This is a genomic window from Bacillus sp. NTK074B (assembly GCF_017303375.1).
In the GTDB taxonomy this organism is placed as follows: domain Bacteria; phylum Bacillota; class Bacilli; order Bacillales; family Bacillaceae_B; genus Rossellomorea.
In genome coordinates this window covers 219,573-236,335 of the sequence record NZ_JAFKOH010000006.1, presented here as the reverse complement: position 1 = coordinate 236,335, position 16,763 = coordinate 219,573, and the positions used below count along the sequence as shown (strand labels likewise).

The 16,763-nt window shown below is 44.4% G+C and carries 22 protein-coding genes; all 22 read left to right on the top strand.

Annotated elements, in window-relative coordinates:
* The first annotated feature begins 50 nt into the window (after window positions 1-50).
* The 22 genes from JI667_RS12355 to JI667_RS12250 all read left to right on the top strand — a co-directional run bounded on the left by JI667_RS12355 (window position 51) and on the right by JI667_RS12250 (window position 16,721).
* Window positions 51-956, top strand: coding sequence for a PhzF family phenazine biosynthesis isomerase (locus JI667_RS12355; RefSeq protein WP_206854081.1), 906 nt, complete (start codon window positions 51-53; stop codon window positions 954-956).
* Window positions 957-970: 14 nt separating this feature from the next.
* Window positions 971-1,567 carry a GNAT family N-acetyltransferase gene (locus tag JI667_RS12350; RefSeq protein ID WP_244668305.1) on the top strand — a complete coding sequence of 199 codons (597 nt, stop codon included), beginning with the start codon at window positions 971-973 and terminating at the stop codon, window positions 1,565-1,567.
* Window positions 1,568-1,634: 67 nt separating this feature from the next.
* On the top strand, window positions 1,635-2,048 hold the full coding sequence (locus tag JI667_RS12345; protein ID WP_206854062.1) for a DUF4181 domain-containing protein: 414 nt from the start codon (window positions 1,635-1,637) through the stop codon (window positions 2,046-2,048).
* Between the two features lie 245 nt (window positions 2,049-2,293).
* Window positions 2,294-2,851, top strand: a complete 558-nt coding sequence (locus tag JI667_RS12340) for a class I SAM-dependent methyltransferase (protein ID WP_206854061.1) — start codon at window positions 2,294-2,296, stop codon at window positions 2,849-2,851.
* 285 nt (window positions 2,852-3,136) lie between these two features.
* Window positions 3,137-4,429, top strand: coding sequence for a histidine--tRNA ligase (locus JI667_RS12335; protein WP_280515490.1), 1,293 nt, complete (start codon window positions 3,137-3,139; stop codon window positions 4,427-4,429).
* Between the two features lie 40 nt (window positions 4,430-4,469).
* Window positions 4,470-5,000 (top strand): GNAT family N-acetyltransferase, encoded by a 531-nt coding sequence (locus tag JI667_RS12330; RefSeq protein WP_206854058.1) that lies wholly within the window; start codon window positions 4,470-4,472, stop codon window positions 4,998-5,000.
* 229 nt (window positions 5,001-5,229) lie between these two features.
* The gene (locus JI667_RS12325; protein WP_206854056.1) at window positions 5,230-5,664 is read left to right on the top strand and encodes a DUF4367 domain-containing protein; all 435 of its coding nucleotides are present in this window, start codon (window positions 5,230-5,232) and stop codon (window positions 5,662-5,664) included.
* 194 nt (window positions 5,665-5,858) lie between these two features.
* Entirely contained in the window at window positions 5,859-6,692 is an 834-nt protein-coding gene (locus JI667_RS12320) for a glycerophosphodiester phosphodiesterase (RefSeq protein WP_206854053.1), read from the top strand.
* 102 nt (window positions 6,693-6,794) lie between these two features.
* The gene (locus JI667_RS12315) at window positions 6,795-7,709 is read left to right on the top strand and encodes a Nif3-like dinuclear metal center hexameric protein (protein ID WP_206854050.1); all 915 of its coding nucleotides are present in this window, start codon (window positions 6,795-6,797) and stop codon (window positions 7,707-7,709) included.
* A 474-nt stretch (window positions 7,710-8,183) separates the two neighbouring features.
* Window positions 8,184-8,603, top strand: coding sequence for a MarR family winged helix-turn-helix transcriptional regulator (locus tag JI667_RS12310; protein ID WP_206854033.1), 420 nt, complete (start codon window positions 8,184-8,186; stop codon window positions 8,601-8,603).
* Between the two features lie 12 nt (window positions 8,604-8,615).
* Entirely contained in the window at window positions 8,616-9,809 is a 1,194-nt protein-coding gene (locus tag JI667_RS12305; RefSeq protein ID WP_206854030.1) for an MFS transporter, read from the top strand.
* A 227-nt stretch (window positions 9,810-10,036) separates the two neighbouring features.
* Entirely contained in the window at window positions 10,037-10,513 is a 477-nt protein-coding gene (locus JI667_RS12300; RefSeq protein WP_206854027.1) for a GyrI-like domain-containing protein, read from the top strand.
* Between the two features lie 111 nt (window positions 10,514-10,624).
* Window positions 10,625-11,098 carry a DUF2975 domain-containing protein gene (locus tag JI667_RS12295; protein WP_206854013.1) on the top strand — a complete coding sequence of 158 codons (474 nt, stop codon included), beginning with the start codon at window positions 10,625-10,627 and terminating at the stop codon, window positions 11,096-11,098.
* A 9-nt stretch (window positions 11,099-11,107) separates the two neighbouring features.
* Window positions 11,108-11,329, top strand: a complete 222-nt coding sequence (locus JI667_RS12290) for a helix-turn-helix domain-containing protein (RefSeq protein WP_206854503.1) — start codon at window positions 11,108-11,110, stop codon at window positions 11,327-11,329.
* A gap of 2 nt (window positions 11,330-11,331) precedes the next feature.
* Window positions 11,332-12,159 (top strand): DUF817 domain-containing protein, encoded by an 828-nt coding sequence (locus JI667_RS12285; RefSeq protein ID WP_206854010.1) that lies wholly within the window; start codon window positions 11,332-11,334, stop codon window positions 12,157-12,159.
* Window positions 12,156-12,410, top strand: a complete 255-nt coding sequence (locus JI667_RS12280) for a hypothetical protein (protein ID WP_206854007.1) — start codon at window positions 12,156-12,158, stop codon at window positions 12,408-12,410. Before JI667_RS12285 ends, JI667_RS12280 begins: the two co-directional genes overlap by 4 nt.
* Window positions 12,411-12,554: 144 nt before the next feature.
* Entirely contained in the window at window positions 12,555-12,839 is a 285-nt protein-coding gene (locus JI667_RS12275) for a DUF3784 domain-containing protein (RefSeq protein WP_206854004.1), read from the top strand.
* On the top strand, window positions 12,839-13,705 hold the full coding sequence (locus JI667_RS12270) for an alpha/beta fold hydrolase (protein WP_206854001.1): 867 nt from the start codon (window positions 12,839-12,841) through the stop codon (window positions 13,703-13,705). The genes JI667_RS12275 and JI667_RS12270 overlap by 1 nt, the downstream gene beginning before the upstream one ends.
* Before the next feature lie 108 nt (window positions 13,706-13,813).
* Window positions 13,814-14,782 carry an ATP-binding cassette domain-containing protein gene (locus JI667_RS12265; protein ID WP_206853998.1) on the top strand — a complete coding sequence of 323 codons (969 nt, stop codon included), beginning with the start codon at window positions 13,814-13,816 and terminating at the stop codon, window positions 14,780-14,782.
* Window positions 14,772-15,551, top strand: coding sequence for an ABC transporter permease (locus JI667_RS12260; protein WP_206853982.1), 780 nt, complete (start codon window positions 14,772-14,774; stop codon window positions 15,549-15,551). Before JI667_RS12265 ends, JI667_RS12260 begins: the two co-directional genes overlap by 11 nt.
* A gap of 284 nt (window positions 15,552-15,835) precedes the next feature.
* Window positions 15,836-16,231 (top strand): transcriptional regulator SpxA, encoded by a 396-nt coding sequence (gene spxA, locus JI667_RS12255; RefSeq protein ID WP_098354053.1) that lies wholly within the window; start codon window positions 15,836-15,838, stop codon window positions 16,229-16,231.
* A gap of 73 nt (window positions 16,232-16,304) precedes the next feature.
* Window positions 16,305-16,721, top strand: a complete 417-nt coding sequence (locus JI667_RS12250; RefSeq protein WP_206853977.1) for an RrF2 family transcriptional regulator — start codon at window positions 16,305-16,307, stop codon at window positions 16,719-16,721.
* The last annotated feature ends 42 nt before the right edge of the window (window positions 16,722-16,763 follow it).

The following is a 16,763-nucleotide window of genomic DNA, read 5'->3' as shown; positions in this document are numbered from 1 at the left end:
GAGAGAACGTGCCTTCTAAAGAAGGGGAGAAACGGGAACGGAGGATAACAATGAAATGGACTAACATTCTGCACTACGACGCGTTTACAACCATCCCCGACAAAGGAAATCCAGCTGGAATCGTCTTACATGGAGACAGCTTTACAGATAAAGAGAAACAGGAGATCGCTTTTAAAGTCGGATTTAATGAGACGTCATTTCCAGTAACATCCGATGTTGCCGACCTTGGGATCAGGTTTTTTACACCAGGGAATGAAATGAGCCTGTGTGGTCATGGAACCATCGCCACCATTTATGCATTAAAAAATAGAGGGATATTGGAAGATAAATCACATTATACAATTGAAACAAAAGCAGGTATCCTCCCAATCAAGATGGAAAGCGGAAATACGGTCACTATGAAACAGGCTAAACCTCAGTTCCGTGAGTTTCATGGATCATTGGGAAAATTAGCTCATTCCATAGGACTCAAACAAGAGGATATCAATGAAGATTTGCCGATGGTTTACGGAAGTACCGGCAATTGGACGTTGTTGGTCCCTATCAAATCACTGGAGTCTTTCCGAAGGATGAACCCTGAAAATCAATTGTTTCCATTAATCTTAACGGAAATTCCCCATGCCTCGGTCCACCCGTTCTGTATGGAAACACATGACCAAGAGGCAGATATGCATGGCCGGCATTTTTCTTCTGCATATTCCGGTACCGCAGAGGATCCAGTCACTGGAACGGCGTCTGCCGTGATGGGAGCCTATTATGCTGAATATCTATCAAACCAAACTTCTCACTCTCTCCTGATCGAACAAGGCCAAGAAATGAACAAAGACGGCCGAGTAAAGGTCCAAGTCTTAAAAAGAAACAATGAAATAGATGTCCAAATAAGCGGCCATGCCGTTTTTGTAAAAGAATTTACTGTTCATTACGGTGAGGGACGGACCTCAACGAATGAATCATGAAAAGAGGAGGACTTATGAAAACCAATATTTTTCATTCCCCACCAACGTTGGAAAACGAGAAAATTAAAATGATTCCCCTTGAGGCTCAGCATGCCGGCGATCTTCTTAAAGCAAACGATTCCGAAATTTGGCGTTTTATGCTTTCCGAGATTACAACCCTTGAACAAATGGAACACTGGGTCACCGCTGCTATAGGGTTGAGGGAACAAGAGATTGCCTTACCGTTTTCCGTAATATTGAAGAAAGAAAATAAGATCATTGGGTCTACGAGGTTGTTCCAAATTGATCTTTCTCATAAATCATGTGAGCTCGGTTCCACCTGGTACAGCAAAGACCATCAGAGATCTTTTGTGAACTCCAATTGTAAGTATCTGATCCTCCAATACTGTTTTGAAGTACTCGGAATGGTACGGGTTCAGCTTAAAACAGACGAACGGAATCTCCGTTCTCAGAAAGCCATTGAAAGAATGGGCGCTGTGAAAGAGGGAGTCCTGAGGAAAGAAAGGATTTTGTCAGGAGGCTACGTGAGGAATGCCGTTGTTTATTCGATTATTGATGAGGAGTGGCCGGCTATAAAGGAAGGGTTCGTGTTAAGGGATTCGAAGTATTGAGCAGGGGTGGTGAAGTGTATTGATCCTTTTTTTATTCTGACGAAAGGAGAGGGAGGTAGTGGGGTTTATGACGACACTTTTTCTGAAAGTCCTCTTCATCATAGCGATGTATACCATTTCCGTTACCTTGTTTCATCGTATAGCAAGCAAGCGGCTCGGGGTGAAAAAGAGGACGTTCTTTTCTTCCGACACCGTCAATGAGGAACATGAAAGAGGCGATAAAATTTTAAGGTATCTTACCTTAGTAATATTGGCAGGAGGGTTCATTCTTTATGTCGTGAATGACTTCGATAGCGAATACTGGTTTTTTCAACCCTATTTTATCGTCGCCTTCTTTTTCATTGTGAGGAACTTATGGAAAGCACTAGTGGAAGTGAAAGCGTTCAGTGACAATAGAGAGTCTATTTATACATTAATGGAAACAGGTATTAATCTTTTACTGTTCGCTGCTTTATTCACGTCTGGTTTTTGGTTGTTTTGAGTTGAGTAGGGGGAGAGTATCATTCAAAAAGACTGGTTAATCAATAAATTTGATTAATTAAGAAACAGAATTTTAAAGGCGATGGCTCAAATGAAGAATTCCTCAAAACTCAATTAGTCAGAGCAGAGAACGTACCAATCTGAAAATTCAGCATGAATGCGCCACACACTTTCCCAAATATATGGGACAAATTCTATATTTCTCTAAATTGTGTTTAATAGATTGATTAAGTGAGGAGAGCTTGAATGAATTCTAGCCAGACAGATCTCAAAGTCGTCATTGGAGCAGGAGAATATAATAATAATCCTGGTTGGTTACATACTCAAGAAGAAGATGTAGATTTACTGGATGAATCAACATGGAGAAGCATGTTTAAAGAAAACTCCATTTCCGCTATATTAGCTGAGCATGTATGGGAACACCTTACCTACCAAGAAGGGCTACAGGCAGCAACAATATGTATGAAGTACCTTAAGCCATCTGGATACATTCGCTGTGCGGTACCCGATGGGTATTTTCCTGATGAAACCTATCAGAGTATTGTGCAGATAGGTGGTCCCGGCCCCGAAGATCATCCTGCTGCCAGTCATAAGATCGTTTATAACTATAGATTATTAACGGAGGTATTTGAGGCCGCTGGATTCGAAGTGAGCTTACTAGAGTATTTTGACGAAGAAGGACATCTTCATGATAATGGATGGGATGGTGCTGACGGGGTCATCTTCCGTTCCAAGAAGTATGATCCTAGAAATCACGGAGAAAGGCTAGTTGCTCCTTCTCTCATCATTGACGCCTTTAAATAGAGAAATCAATAGATATTGATAAATCATCAAAGTTTATTGAAAACGATCTTCTCCCGTGATAACATAAGTGGAAATAAGAGGTGGATACACATGACTTTCATCAACAAGCAACGCTCATTCATACAATTCCATCATCATATCAAGTAACCTTGCTATCCGATTTTTAAACAATCGCACATAGGAAGGTTATTTCCCATAGAACCGCATTTGATTAAGTTTTTCACTTATATCAAGTGCGGTTCTTTTTGTTTTCCAAAAGAAAAAAGGAGGAGAAGAAAGATGAAAATGAAGAAAATGGATTACCAAAATGTCAAAGGGACACAGGATTATTTACCGGAAGCGGAAGGAATCAGACGGGAAGTCAGACGGACCTTGGAGGACGTGTTCATCCAATACGGCTGCAAGCCCCTCGAAACACCGATATTGAATTACACTGATCTGCTTGCCTCGAAATATGCGGGAGGGGCTGAAATCCTGGAAGAGATGTACACCTTAACGGACAGGGGAGAAAGGGATTTAGCCCTGAGATATGACCTGACGATTCCCTTCGCCAAAGTGGCAGCCATGAACCCGACCATCCCCATGCCGTTCAAGCGCTATGAAATCGGAAAAGTGTTCAGGGACGGACCTATCAAGGCAGGACGGTTCCGGGAGTTTACCCAGTGCGATGTGGACGTTGTGGGCGTTGATTCACAGGTGGCGGAAGCTGAGCTGATGGTGATGGCGCTGGATGCGTTCGGTAAGCTAGATATGGATGTGACCATCCAATATAATAACCGAAAACTTCTGATGGGCATGCTTGAGGGGTTTGGTGTGGAACCGGACAATCTCAACCGGGCTGTCCTCATTCTGGATAAACTTGAAAAGGTAGGGATAAAAGCGGTTGTTGCAGAACTTGCAGAACTTCAGATCACAGCCTCAACCAGAAGCTCAATCGAACAATTTTTAACCGATGAAAACAATACCAGCCTTGATTATTTCGACTCGTATCCCAAAGAAAACCCGAACGTCAGAGATGGGTTAGAAGAGGTAAAGGAACTGCACTCTTATCTTGATTACCTGGGTATAACAGGACAATGTGTATTCAATCCCTTTTTAGCAAGAGGATTGGAAATTTACACAGGAACCATCTATGAAATCTTCTTAACAGACCGATCCATCACTTCAAGCATAGGGAGCGGAGGACGGTACGATAATGCCATTAGTGGGCTACTTGGAACAGATGAAACGATTTCGACCGTCGGCATCTCCTTTGGGCTGGATGTTATTTACGCAGCGATTACCGCTTCCCGGCAAGACGTTCAGCAGACTTCAGGAATTGACTATTATATTATTCCACTAGGAAAAGAGAAAGAGGCTTTACGAGTTGCTGCTGACTTACGGCAAAATGGCTATACGGTGGAACTTGAGATGAGCAATCGGAAATTAGGCAAGCTTCTGGAGAAAGCAAATAGAGAAGGATTCCTAAATGTTGTCGTCATTGGGGAAGAAGAGATAAGAAAGAATCAGTTTAAGGTAAAGAATATGATAACCGGAGAGGAAAGGGTAAGGGAGATGAGTCTGTCTGAGAAGTCTTAACCGTGGTCAATGAAGAATAGATAAGGAGGACGGTGATTCTATGATTAAACTAACGTATTTTAAAGAAGAAGACTTCAAACAACTGATGGATTGGATCGAATCCCCTTCATTCCTTCTCCAGTGGGGAGGCCCTGGATTTCATTATCCACTGGATAAGTCCCAACTTGAGAAATATATGGAGAATGCCAATCGAGATGGTGCAGAAACCTTGATTTATAAGGTGATGGAAGACGATCAGGTCATCGGCCACATATCCCTCGGCAGGATTGATCGTGAGAACCGCTCGGCAAGAATCGGAAAAGTCCTGGTTGGAAGCGAAAATACCCGTGGCAAAGGCATTGGTCAACAAATGATCCATTGTATCCTTCATATTGCTTTTGACGAGCTCGGTTTACACCGTGTTACCCTGGGGGTCTTCGATTTCAATACCTCAGCCATTCGTTGTTATGAGAAGGCAGGGTTCATCAAAGAGGGACTTCTGAGAGATGCCAGGATGTCCGGGGATGAGTATTGGAGCTTGTGGGAAATGAGTATATTGGAAAAGGAATGGAGGGTGATTCATAGAAAATAGAGATTATACGACGATCCGGCAGATTACCTCTAATCCCGCATGTTTATTTTACATATCGCATGAAAAGTCTATAACCTGCTCGATTATCCTTCTTCTCGCATGAAAATGGTTTGAACCGGCATGATCAAGATTCAAATCGTTACAATAAGTAAGAAACCTTTTCCTAACTAAATCGTATAGGTAATATACAGGGGGGATATCCATGAAAAAATGAAAGGTTGTAGGCGTGATGATTCTATTATTCGTGGTGGGATGCAGCAACGGACAAACACTAACTAAGTATAATCATGATCAACTTTCCGAAGATCTAAAAAAAGAAGGCATTGACCCTAAGCTCCCCACCCGATTTCCGATGGCGGTGAAGGATGCCAAAATTCAGATGCCTCCCCACAAATCTGCTATTTACTCTGTTATGTTCAATGGGGGAGACGGTGAAGTATTTGATCTGAGAATCCATTCTGGAGATGTGACATTTGAAGGGGACTTTGAAAAAGAAGAGGTAAAGATAAACGGAAAAGATGGCTTTTATACAGAAGACAAGGCTGGTCTTGATGTGAATTGGAAAGATGGAGATTATTTTTATATTTTAAGCTACCAGACTATTGGATTGGACACAGAAGTGACAAAGGAAACTATGATTGAAATAGCAGAGTCTTTTAGGTAGAGGAACTACCTTACTATCGTAAGCACAATATACTACATCGGGGCTATCCTTTCTTTTATTGTAAAATTCCGTAAGAAAAAAGGTTGGATTTCCTTCACACAACCTTCATCAAACCCAACAGCTAACTATATATCCACTCAACATCCCTCTCCTAAAATGTAGTCGAATACATATTAGAGATAGGAGATGAGGGAATGAACAAAAAAGTACTAATCGGAACAGGAATTGCATTCTCGTTGTTGTTGAGCCCGTTCAGTCAGGCGTTTGCTCAAGAGCCTACAACGGGTGAGAAAAAGCAGGTAGAGAATATCGCACATCGAGGGGCGGCTGCTTATGCACCTGAAAACACGATTGCAAGCTACGACCTGGCCGTTGATATGAAGGCCGATTATATCGAGATCGATGTCCAGCGGAGCAAAGATGGGAAATTGGTGGTCATCCATGACACCACGGTGGACCGCACAACTGACGGAACGGGTAAAGTAGGGGAACTAACACTTGAGGAAATGAAGAATCTTGATGCGGGGAGCTGGAAGGGTAAGCAATTTGCAGGAGAGGAAATCCCGACATTTGATGAAGTACTAAATCGCTATCATGGAAAAGCGGGGATCCTGATCGAATTGAAATCTCCAGAGCTTTATCCGGGGATTGAGGAACAAGTGGCTGACGCATTAAAGGAACGTCAACTTGATAAACCGCAAAATGAAAAAATCATCCTTCAATCCTTTAATTTTGACTCGATGAAAAAAATGGATCAACTTCTTCCAAAAGTTCCAGTCGGCGTTTTAGCCTGGAGCCAGGCCCAAGCCACACCAGAAGCGTTAAAAGAAATTTCCACGTATGCGGAGTGGTTCAATCCAAGCTACGGGATCGTGACAGAACAAGTAGTGAAGGACGTTCACTCCCTGGACATGCAGATTGGATCCTGGACAGTGCGCAGTCACGAAGCGGCAGCCTTCCTGTTCGACATGGACGTGGATGCGATCATTACAGACTATCCGGATTATATCGATCCTAGAAACGAATAGATTTATAGAAGAGAAGTGGCGGAGGCTGCTTCTTTTTGATTTGCCTGTTTACCTAATATAGGAAAAAATGTATAGTTAGTAAAAAAACAGAGGAGTGGTCCAGTGGCAGGGTTAAGCGATATTGTTCAACGATTGGATCAGACGTTTGAAATAAAAAATTATGGGAAGGATCCTGCGTTCAGCCGGTTCATTCCACAAGTATACGAAGAAGAAATGGACTGGAAGGGAATATTCGAGCCCGCCTTCACTGAATTATTCAATGGACTCATGATTCAAGGGGAAAGTGAAGTAAATAACGTTTTCCTCGCTGTTTTTCCGACAGAGGATGTATTGGAGGCATTCATTCGAGAAGGGGAACCTGGTGATCTATTATTTATGCACCACCCGCTACTCATGGAGTGTGGCGATCCGAAAGGAAAGTGGGGAAGAGGGTTCGTTCCCATCAAGGAATCCCTGATAGACTCAGTGAGGAAAAAGGGGCTTTCCATCTATACGTGCCATGCTCCCCTGGATTATCACCCTACTTTAGGTACGAGTCAGGCGATGGCAGAAGCAATGCATGTAGAAATAACCGACCGATTTATTCATGATGAGAAATATGGAGATATCGGAGTCATCGGAGAGGTAAACGAAACGGATACAGAGGAATTGATAGAGAAGCTGAAAGATGTATTTGACATTCCCTACGTCGACCTCGAAGGGAAGAAAAGAGAGATAAGAAAAGTCGCCTTTGTAGCAGGCTGCGGCGATAAAACGGCATGGATGAAAGAGGCTGAAGACTTAGGGGTCGATGCGTATATATCCGGAGAAATCCATTGTCATATAGACAATGGGTACGGAAGAAAAAGATACGAAGAAATAATGACTTATGCGGAACATACGAAAATGTCTCTGATCGGTGTTTCCCATTCTGCGTCGGAGTATCTGGTTCATAGCACATTGCTGAAGCGTTGGTTTGAGGGTGAGTTTGAGTTTAATAGGATTCGATTAATCCCGCAGAAAGAATGGTGGTTGTAATATGAATAATCTTAGTAACAGGTGTTACTGGAACGTTGGGAGCAAAAGTAGTGGCAGGGTTTGTAGAGAGTGCTGAAGAAGTATTATAAAACAATGGGCGGTAGGATAGTGGTGCATCAGTTATAAAGACTATTCGCTCATCTCTAACCTTACTTGCAAAATAGTCTGTTTTTCTAAGGATTTATTAAATCCAGTAGTGCATAGTGCACTGTATCATTCATTTACGTATATAAACTCTTTGGTTTCTGACCATCCTATATCCACCAATAGCCCTCTTCCGGCTAGCCAGGTTAATCCACGATGCTACGAATGAGGGCTTTTAATTTTAATAAAGAGGGACGGACCTCCGTTTTCCCCAGGCGGAATCTATCACCTGATTCCACATATCGACATCTCATAAAGAATCTGCTACAATATAATAGTTACCAATGATAACTATTATCTAAGATAACTATAAAAAAGGAGGAAAGAAGAATGAAGCCGGCACAGCAGTTTTTTCAGGAGTTGATCAGACTCTACAGACCATTTGAAAATCAGTTGAATGTCCAGCTGAATGAACACGGTCTGCACAGGGCCCAGTGGACCATTCTTTATAACCTTTACCATAATGGACCTGCATCCAATGTGGAGATTTCACAGTATCAAAGTGTAGAGAAGCCGACGATTACGAGGACGGTTCATCAATTGGAGGACGCGGGATATATTGAGCGGATTCCTGGTAAGGATCGAAGGGAAAAGCGGATGCAGCTTACACAGGCTGGCATGGAAGTCTATGAGGACGCCCGTAAAACCATCGATGGCTTTGAACAGTCCATTATGGAAGGAATCAGCGAAGAGAAGCAGCTTGAGATGATCAATCTGATGAAGAGGATCAAGGATAATATGAACAGATAAGGAGTTTTACAGATGAGTCAGACACAATCAAGGCTATGGACGAAGGACTTTACTCTTATGTCCATCGCCAATTTTTTTATCTATTTAATCTTTTATTTATTACTTGTTACCATGGCGGTTTATGCCGTGGATGAATTTGGGGCGTCCGAGAGTCAGGCGGGTCTAGTGACGGGAATCTTTATTATCGGAACCCTGATTGGGCGACTGTTCCTCGGACGGATGATCACGGCCATCGGAAATAAGAAAATGTTGTTTGTCGGCATGATCGCGTTTATTGGGACATCCTGTCTCTATTTCGTGGAGGGGGGCATCAGTTTCTTGCTGCTCACTCGTTTCCTTCACGGGGTAGCACTCGGTATGGTCAGTACGGCTACTGGTACGATTGTGGCAGAAATTATCCCGGCGAGCCGTAAAGGAGAAGGGATCGGGTACTACAGCATGAGCATCACCCTTGCTACAGCGGTTGGTCCGTTCTTCGGTCTTTTCTTGAGTCAGCATGCAAGTTTCCAAACGATCTTTGCTTTCTGTCTTGCCTTAGGGGTCATTAGCTATATCTTCACCTTGTTTGTAAAAATACCGGTCGTCAAGAAACCGGCAGAGGAGAGAACGGAGAAAGAGCGCCTGAGTCTCTCAAGCTTTATCGAACCAAAGGCACTTCCGATTGCACTTGTTGTACTGTTCGTGTCTCTTGCCTATTCAAGTGTCCTGTCGTTCATTAACTTTTATGCCATCGACATCGACCTTGTCGAAGCTGCGAGTGTGTTCTTTGTGGTGTATGCTGTAGCGATCCTCGTTTCACGTCCGTTTACAGGCAGACTGATGGATGCGAAAGGGGCCAAGGCTGTCATGCTTCCTGCTTTCATCCTGTTTGCTGCGGGCTTGTTCCTTCTGAGTGCAGCAGGGAACACGATGATCCTGCTTCTTTCAGGTGTCCTGATCGGACTCGGATTCGGTAACATGCAGTCCGTCACACAGGCAATTGCCGTGAAGGCCGTGCCACCGGAGCGAGTAGGTCTCGCAACATCCACCTACTATATTTCACTGGATGCCGGCCTCGGATTCGGGCCTTATGCCCTTGGCTTCTTAATTCCTTTGACAGGCTACCGTTCCCTGTACATGATCATGGGAATCCTGGTTGCGGCAACACTCGTACTCTACTACTTCCAGGAACGAAAACAATCGCGCACCGTACTCGCGCATGAATAGATTTCACTTCAAGGAGTCCGGCCACATGGCCGGACTCCTTTTTTGGAGGGACGGACCTCCAAAAGGGGTACTTCCTCTCTTGATTCGCCCCTTTTAAAGGTCCGTCCCTCACTGTTTCCTTAACCTGTGCCGCCCCACCTGTCTGTCATGAGCAAGAATGGACAGGAGGGTTTCTGGTGTTTCTACTATATTGGTAGAGTGCATGCGAGATGAAAGGCGGGAGAGGAATGGAGTTTAAAGAAGTGGTAAAGGAAGATTTTGTTCTGATGGGATATAGTGCTCCGGGGAGCTGGGGAGGGGATTTTGCGTATCCGATACCTGGTCTATGGGAGAAAGCTAAGGAGTTCATCACAGCCTATCTGGCCGATCAAATTGTAGGGGTCTGCCTTCCCCCAAGAAGTGATGACTATTATTACACCTGTGGAATGGAGATGGACTCTGTAGCTTACCGAAGAATGAGAAAGGACTTGACGGTCCACCTTTTCCCGAAACAGACATATGTCGTATTCAAGCATAAGGGCCCCTCCCGAAACATTTCTGCAACCTACCACAAGCTGTGGAAGGTCTTTGACCAGGAAGGATATCTCATTGAAAAAGGAATGCCCGAGATTGAAGTGGTGAACGTACATTGGTTGGGAAAAGAAGAGAGCGATGAATATGAAATGGATATTTGGATTCCGGTTGGTGAGCATCCCTGCGAATGAGGGGTGCTTTTTATTTAACAATAAACATATCTTTAAAAATAATAAAAATTTATTGTAAAACAATAAATATCATGATAAATTCATACTATATTATCAAATGAGGTGCTATGAATGAAACGGGAAACGCTCTTTTTGAAAATTGCTTTATTTCTTATTGGGGTCCCTATTGCTGCTTTATGCTTCTTCGGGTTACCCCTGCTCGCCATGAATGTGTCTGGCTCGAGCTTTGCCAATATGATTTATGGAATTCTCGCCGTCATGTACGCGTCTGCGATTCCTTTCTACGCCGCATTGTATCAAGCATTCAAACTGTTAACGTTTATTGATTGGAACAATGCGTTCTCGGAATCATCCGTCAAAGCGTTAAAGACGATCAAAACATGTGCCATGGTCATCGGTTCCTTCTACACAGCGGGGATGCCACTCTTTTATATGGTGGCGGAGGCAGACGACGCCCCTGGAGTCATCGTGATCGGCATGATCTTTATCTTCGGTTCAGCTGTGATCGCCGTCTTTGCAGCGGTCCTTCAGAAGCTTCTGAACAATGCCATTGAAATCAAATCTGAAAATGATTTAACGGTCTGAGGTGAAATGATGGCGATTATAATCAATATTGATGTCATGCTTGCAAAACGAAAAATGAGTGTGACGGAGCTATCGGAAAAGGTAGGAATCACCATGGCAAACCTGTCGATTTTGAAAAATGGAAAGGCAAAGGCGGTCAGGTTATCCACCCTGGAGGCGATCTGCAAGGCACTCGATTGTCAGCCGGGAGATCTATTGGAGTATCAACCAGATGAAGGCGAAGGGGAATGAACATGAAAGCAATCAAACAGCTCTGTCGTTTCGGATGGGAGCAGGCGCTCTCTTGCTTGTTCCCTGTGGTCATCTTTGCTTCATTGGCATTGACTCAAATCTTACCGCTTCCTTTCCTGCCGCGATATGACTGGCTGCTTCTCATCTGCCTTCTGATGCAGTGGGGGATGGTGAAATCGGGTCTTGAAACCCGTGATGAACTGAAGGTGATCACACTGTTTCACATCATTGGTCTTTGCCTTGAGCTTTTCAAAGTACATATGGGCTCGTGGTCCTACCCTGGGGAAGGCTATTCCAAACTATTCGGTGTCCCTTTGTACAGCGGATTCATGTATGCAAGTGTAGCAAGTTACCTGTGCCAGGCGTGGAGGAGACTTGAGGTGGAACTGATCAAGTGGCCGCCGTTTTGGGTCGTCGTTCTCCTGGCAGCAGCGATTTATTTGAACTTCTTCACCCATCACTACTGGATCGATATCCGCTGGTGGCTGTCGGGTCTTGTCCTCATCGTGTTCTGGAAAACTTGGGTCGGATATGTAATCGGTGGCACCCGTTATCACATGCCCCTTGCCCTATCATTTGTCCTCATCGGCTTTTTCATCTGGATCGCAGAGAACATCGCCACGTTCTTCGGTGCCTGGGAGTATCCGAATCAAACCGATGCCTGGAGCCTCGTTCATCTAGGGAAGGTCAGTTCATGGCTTCTTCTCGTCATCGTGAGTTTCCTGATTGTGGCTTCGTTGAAGCGGGTGAAGGGACAGGGTGAGATGGCAACGGGAGCAAATCACAATCCTTCCGGCCGTCGCCACTTAAGTCAGGAAGGGACACAATGAAGAAAATCGCTGTCGTATTCGTGATGGTTCACTTTATGATTTTCATTTTCTGGATCATGAACTCAGCCTACTTATTTTCACCAATTGGTATAACGGCTTGGATTGCCTGCGTGGGTGCAGGCTTTGTCATTCAAATGAAGCTCGATAAAGTCATGAAGATAAGAACGGTACTTGCCGTTTCAAATGGCTGGATGGTGTTCTTAATGGTGGCCACAGTGTTTATTTATTTGGCTGTCAGCTCCATGCCTTAATATGTTTCCCACGGACTGGTCCCTTGGTGCTCCAAAAATTTAGCGCAAGCTGACCTGTCTTTTTATATTTTTAGGAATAATATGGAACCATCATTGATCTGAACCGTACATATAATTATTCCCGATAAAAATGGAGGAATCAATATGGACTACGGCTTATTGATCATCGGTATAGCTCTATTACTGGTTTCATTCTTAGTTGGTGTGAAAAAACAGACATGGCTGCTCGCGGGCTTCAATGAAAAAAAGGTCAAGAACAAGTCGCTGCTTGGAACCATCACTGGACTGCTATTCTTCTTGCCGGTGGGACTGATCGTGATCATCAACAGTATCATTGATTATGCCCATGAAGGGACCGTATTGGTGGTAGCTATCATGTTCCTGCTCACGTCCGTGTATTTATTCATCAATAGGAGGCTGTTGGATTAATGGAAGAAAAGTATCTGGAGATCAATGGAAAGACTCTGTTCACTATGCAAAAAGGAGAAGGCGAGCCAATGATCTTCCTGCATGGCGGGCCAGGTGGGAGTCTTGATTATTTCCTCCCACATATGGAGCCCCTGTCAAAGGATTTCCAAATCATTTTATATGATCAAACGGGGTGCGGGAAGTCTGAAGTGAAGAAAGGTCATAAGTATTCGATTGAGGATGAAATCAGCAATCTTGAAGCACTTAGAAAAGCCTTGAACCTGGAGAAGGTGACGCTGTTCGGCGAGTCATGGGGGAGTATCCTCGCTCTGTCTTATGCAGCAAAGTATCCGGAGCGCATCGATAAGCTCATACTGACCGCCGCTGTCGGTTTAACCTCTGCGGACTATCGTGCGTTCAAACAAAATCTTTTCCGTAAGCTCGGGTTTTACAAAAAAGTGCTTCTCGGGTGGTATTCACTTACTTCCCTGTTCAGTGCCCATGCATCTAGAAAGCTCCAGCAACTGCTCGACCCATATTATGTGTATTCCTTCGATACATTAAGCAAGAAAAAAGAGATTTCATTTAACAAAGTTGCCCTTAATTACATAGGAAAGGAACTCGATCAAGATTACAACCTGCTGCCATCCCTTTCAGAGCTTGGTTCCCTCCCTATTTTAATTGCACAAGGATCACACGATATCTTAACGCCTGAGTACATAGAGAAACACGTCATAAACCACTTACCTAATGCCACACTCACCGAAGTGAAAGAAAGCGGGCACTGGACCATCCTCGAACAACCGGACAAGATGGTAGCATTAACCGGGTCTTTCATGCGTTCTGAAGGAGAGCGTTCCAAGGGGACAGGTCCCTTGGCTCAATAAGAGCCAGGGTACCTGTCCCCTTGGCTTTTTCAGCACATCGGTGCACACGAATTAAAGGATAAACCAACCCCCTCCCCGAATAGAAATAGGTAGAATGGAGGGAAGCTCATGAATGGCAAGATCGAAGTGGAGAATTTGACTAAAACGTTTAAAAAGGGAAATGTCCAGGCGGTAAAAGGTGTATCGTTCCAAGTCGAAGAGGGCGAATTTTTTGCCTTTTTAGGACCGAATGGAGCAGGGAAGTCGACGACGGTCCAGATTCTGACGACTCTGATCAATGCTTCTTCAGGGAAAGTGAAAGTGGCTGGGTATGATGTCATCGGGGAGCCTGAACACGTCCGTCGCCATATTGGTGTCGCCCTTCAGGAAACGGGGGTCGACCCTGATTTGACAGGTCGTGAGATGGTGGAACTCCAGGCGTACATATTTGGCTTCGGGAAGGAGGAAGGGAAGCGGCGCGCTGAGGAGCTCCTTGAGATCGTGGATCTGTCGGAAGCAGCTGAGCGGAGGATCGGCGGATATTCCGGGGGGATGCGAAGAAGGCTGGACCTTGCCTTGACCCTCGTCAACGAACCGAATATTCTCTTCCTCGATGAACCGACGACGGGATTGGACCCATCCAGCCGGGCTGCGATCTGGAAAGAGCTTCGGAGACTGAATAAGGAGAAGGGGACGACCATTTTCCTCACGACGCAATATCTGGAGGAAGCGGATTCCCTGGCGGACCGGATCGGCATCATCAATAAGGGGGAGATCGTTGCCATGGGGTCTCCAAAGGAACTGAAGGCAGAGATCGGTCAAGATCTCATCACCTTTACATTGAAAGATCGAGACGAGATCGATCGCAGTGTGGAGATGATCCGCACGCAATTGGAGGGTGTCGACGTCCTCGCACAGCAGGACAAGATTCTGGTATATGTTGAAGAAGGGACCAGGCAGCTTCTTGAGGTGGTACGGATCCTCGATACAGAGAATATCGGCATCACGGATATTCAGTTGTCCTCTCCTACTCTGGATGATATCTTCCTGAAATTAACGACGGAGACGAAGGAAGGGGTGAAGAGCCGTGGGGAATAATGTATTCAAGGATACGTGGCTCATGACGGTCCGGAACATCAAGACTACTCTCCGAAACCCGTTTTCATTCATTCCTAATCTGATCATTTCTGCTTTTTTCCTTCTTGTGTACGAAGGGGGATTGAGCGGAATATCTCAATTGCCGACCTTTGAAGGTGCCGATTATCTGGCCTTCATCCTGCCCGTGTCCATCGTATCCGCTGCGATCGGTGGGGCAGGGGGAGCAGGGCAAAGTATCGTGAAAGATATTGAAACAGGCTTTTTCTCGAGACTTCTTCTCACCCCGGCGTCGCGCCTTGCCATCGTCCTTGGCCCGATCATCGCGGGGATGCTGCAGCTTTTGGTTCAAACGCTGCTCATCATTGGAATGGCGTTCTTACTTGGGCTTGATGTTAAGACAGGTTTTGCCGGTGTGTTATTCGTCCTGCTGATTGCGATTGGCTGGGGCCTTGCGTTTGCCGGTTATTCTGTCGGCATCGCTCTCAGGACCAGAAATGCCCAGGCCGCACAGGCGGGTACATTTATCTTTTTCCCGCTGATTTTTTTGAGTACGACATTTGTTCCCTATGAATTGATCGAAGCGCAATGGTTGAAAATTGCCGCCACGATCAACCCGACCACGTATGTATTTGAAAGTATGCGTACGGCCCTCATCGACGGATGGGTGTTCTGGGATTTAATGCAGGGAGTGATTGCGATCGTAATTGTTTGTGCCATCACCATTACATTCGCTGCCGTTTCTGCCAAGGGTGCGGTTTCAAGAAAATAGATCGGTAAGAAGAATTCTTCTCTTATTGGGGGAAGAATTCTTTTTTATCAAACCTCCTTATGCACGCTAATCGTAGAAGGAACTTCAAATACGTTATTATGTTTATAAAGGTAGCTTAGCGGGTAAAAAATAATTAACTAACGAGCTATCAAATGAGAATTTTTAAAAATGGTTGACATCTTCAACTGTAAATATTATTATTACAGTGAACCCGGAAAAAGGGTGATTCTTTTTATTGTAACTGTTACTTTTTTTATTACATTTAACAAGGAGTGTGTAAACACATGGTCAATTTATTTCTGACACCAAGCTGTACGTCCTGCCGCAAAGCGAGAGCATGGCTTGAAGAACATTCAATTCAATATGTGGAGCGTAACATGCTGACAGAACCGTTGACACCTGATGAGATCAAATCGATCCTCCGCCTGACGGAAAATGGAACAGAGGACATCATTTCCAAACAATCAAAGGCGTACCAGGAGTTAAAGGTAGACATTGATTCGTTGCCACTCCAAGATTTATATACATTGATTAAAGAAAATCCACTGATTTTGAAAAGACCGATCATGTTGGATGAGAAAAGACTGCAGATTGGCTATAACGATGAAGAAATTCGCAGTTTTCTTCCAAGGAAAATCCGTAATTTTGAATACAATGAGCTACAAAAATTGGCCAACTGATCATAAACCGGATTCTTGACAGTCTAAACTGTAAAAGTTACCATTACAGTAATATCCGTAAAGGAGGCAGGCCATGAATAGCGACTTTACATTAGCCATCCACAGTTTGACGTACCTGGCCCTGCAGACGGATCGCATGTCGACAAGTGACGCGATTTCGGTGAGTGCTGGAGTCCATCCCGTACGGATTCGGAAAGTCCTTAGTCTCTTGAAAAAGAAAGGATTCATCACATCCAAAGAAGGCACAGGCGGTGGATTCATCTTTGCCAGGGAATTGAGTGACATCAATCTGTGGGATATTTATAAAATCACGTCAGAAGGTGCCCTGCAGCCCAAATGCACAGCTTCCAATGACAAGTGTCTCGTAGGGGCAAATATGAAAAATGTCTTATTTCAGATTTTCCTTGGCGCGGAAGAAAAGCTTGGGGATTATCTAAAAGACTACACCATTAAAGATATCATCGAAATGATCAATCATGAGAAAGCGTAAAAGCTTTCTGGTCATATAAATGTAACAAATAATATTACAGTT

Excerpts from the sequence above, each read along its gene's own strand:
- JI667_RS12300 (WP_206854027.1), top strand. The coding sequence starts at position 10,037 with ATGGAGTTTAAAGAAGTGGTAAAGGAAGATTTTGTTCTGATGGGATAT.
- JI667_RS12275 (WP_206854004.1), top strand. The coding sequence starts at position 12,555 with ATGGACTACGGCTTATTGATCATCGGTATAGCTCTATTACTGGTTTCA.
- JI667_RS12355 (WP_206854081.1), top strand. The coding sequence starts at position 51 with ATGAAATGGACTAACATTCTGCACTACGACGCGTTTACAACCATCCCC.
- JI667_RS12305 (WP_206854030.1), top strand. The coding sequence starts at position 8,616 with ATGAGTCAGACACAATCAAGGCTATGGACGAAGGACTTTACTCTTATG.
- JI667_RS12280 (WP_206854007.1), top strand. The coding sequence starts at position 12,156 with ATGAAGAAAATCGCTGTCGTATTCGTGATGGTTCACTTTATGATTTTC.
- JI667_RS12310 (WP_206854033.1), top strand. The coding sequence starts at position 8,184 with ATGAAGCCGGCACAGCAGTTTTTTCAGGAGTTGATCAGACTCTACAGA.
- spxA (WP_098354053.1), top strand. The coding sequence starts at position 15,836 with ATGGTCAATTTATTTCTGACACCAAGCTGTACGTCCTGCCGCAAAGCG.
- JI667_RS12290 (WP_206854503.1), top strand. The coding sequence starts at position 11,108 with ATGGCGATTATAATCAATATTGATGTCATGCTTGCAAAACGAAAAATG.
- JI667_RS12335 (WP_280515490.1), top strand. The coding sequence starts at position 3,137 with ATGAAGAAAATGGATTACCAAAATGTCAAAGGGACACAGGATTATTTA.
- JI667_RS12320 (WP_206854053.1), top strand. The coding sequence starts at position 5,859 with ATGAACAAAAAAGTACTAATCGGAACAGGAATTGCATTCTCGTTGTTG.
- JI667_RS12270 (WP_206854001.1), top strand. The coding sequence starts at position 12,839 with ATGGAAGAAAAGTATCTGGAGATCAATGGAAAGACTCTGTTCACTATG.
- JI667_RS12265 (WP_206853998.1), top strand. The coding sequence starts at position 13,814 with ATGAATGGCAAGATCGAAGTGGAGAATTTGACTAAAACGTTTAAAAAG.
- JI667_RS12295 (WP_206854013.1), top strand. The coding sequence starts at position 10,625 with ATGAAACGGGAAACGCTCTTTTTGAAAATTGCTTTATTTCTTATTGGG.
- JI667_RS12345 (WP_206854062.1), top strand. The coding sequence starts at position 1,635 with ATGACGACACTTTTTCTGAAAGTCCTCTTCATCATAGCGATGTATACC.
- JI667_RS12330 (WP_206854058.1), top strand. The coding sequence starts at position 4,470 with ATGATTAAACTAACGTATTTTAAAGAAGAAGACTTCAAACAACTGATG.
- JI667_RS12250 (WP_206853977.1), top strand. The coding sequence starts at position 16,305 with ATGAATAGCGACTTTACATTAGCCATCCACAGTTTGACGTACCTGGCC.
- JI667_RS12350 (WP_244668305.1), top strand. The coding sequence starts at position 971 with ATGAAAACCAATATTTTTCATTCCCCACCAACGTTGGAAAACGAGAAA.
- JI667_RS12340 (WP_206854061.1), top strand. The coding sequence starts at position 2,294 with ATGAATTCTAGCCAGACAGATCTCAAAGTCGTCATTGGAGCAGGAGAA.
- JI667_RS12325 (WP_206854056.1), top strand. The coding sequence starts at position 5,230 with ATGATTCTATTATTCGTGGTGGGATGCAGCAACGGACAAACACTAACT.
- JI667_RS12285 (WP_206854010.1), top strand. The coding sequence starts at position 11,332 with ATGAAAGCAATCAAACAGCTCTGTCGTTTCGGATGGGAGCAGGCGCTC.